Below are 1,005 nucleotides of genomic sequence, written 5' to 3' on the forward strand. Positions count from 1 at the left end.
GGATGCTGTTCGCTCGGCGTCAGTGGCAGAGAGCACATGCGGGTATGGAGTTGCCCAACGGCTGCGGCGGCCGCAACAGCGTCGATATCGCGCTTAAGGTCGATTGCCGTCTTCGCTGAGGCCAAGGTGAACATCGACATCGACCCGTTTGCTGCCTTGATCGGGACAGTGATGCCGGAGCGAATGCCGAAGTCGGCCGCTTGGGCATAAAAAGCCCGCTCGGCTTTGGAGAGGCGAGGCCGTTCCTGCTCTCCTGGAACAACTGGGCTTCGTCTCACCGTAACCAACAACCACTCCACGACGATCGATAACTATTATCGAATGACGCCTCTCGGTCCAGAACAATGTGGACCTAAGAGATCGCGCTGAAATGGCTCTGTTTATCGGACCAATACGAACTAGTGTTCTAAAACCCGCAGCCGCTTTCAATTGCGGGAGAACAAGGGGAACCAACATGGAAGTGCTAAAAACGATAACGCGCCTCGCCTCGCCTGCCGCTTCTGCGCCCAAGATTTCGATGCTAGGCAAATTTGCAGTAGCGCTTATAGCCATCAGCAGCTTGCACACGAGATCTGCGGCTGCAGAAGAAAATATCTCAATTTACTTCGTAGGTTGCGCGGCGCCGACGGGCTTTCACGGTTACCTTGCGCGCGGCGCGGAAGAAGCCGGAAAGAACCTCGGCGTTGATGTGCATTATATCTACCCAGACCAGCTGACCATTCCAAACCAGATCCAGAAAATCGAGGAGGCGATGGCGGCACAGGCAGACGGTATTGCCGTCTGTGCTTTCGCCGACGATTCCGCATACGCGGATGTCGCCGCTCGAGCCAAGGAAGCCGGGATAGCGTTCGGCAGCGCTGCGGCCCCTCCTCCGGGCTCGCTCGCTCGCAAGCCGGATGACATCTTCCTCTTCCGTGCCGGTTCTGATGAAGGTGCTGCCGGACAGCTCTCGGCACGTCGTCTGCTCGACATGGGCGTAAAGGGCCGGGTGGTTGTTGCCAATCA

1 protein-coding gene and 1 pseudogene are annotated in these 1,005 nt (G+C 57.6%); one reads left to right on the plus strand and one right to left on the minus strand.

The genetic code is table 11. The annotated features are described in order from the left end of the window. A pseudogene (locus A3AY_RS35380) lies at positions 1 to 254 on the minus strand (autoinducer binding domain-containing protein); the annotation flags it as partial. 200 nt (positions 255 to 454) lie between these two features. On the opposite strand from A3AY_RS35380, the gene A3AY_RS0115265 reads away from it, so the two are divergent. After that, positions 455 to 1,005, plus strand: a 551-nt coding sequence (locus A3AY_RS0115265; RefSeq protein WP_018326523.1) for a substrate-binding domain-containing protein, incomplete at its 3' end; no start/stop codon positions are given.

This window comes from Rhizobium giardinii bv. giardinii H152 (assembly GCF_000379605.1).
GTDB classification, from domain to species: Bacteria; Pseudomonadota; Alphaproteobacteria; order Rhizobiales; family Rhizobiaceae; genus Pararhizobium; species Pararhizobium giardinii.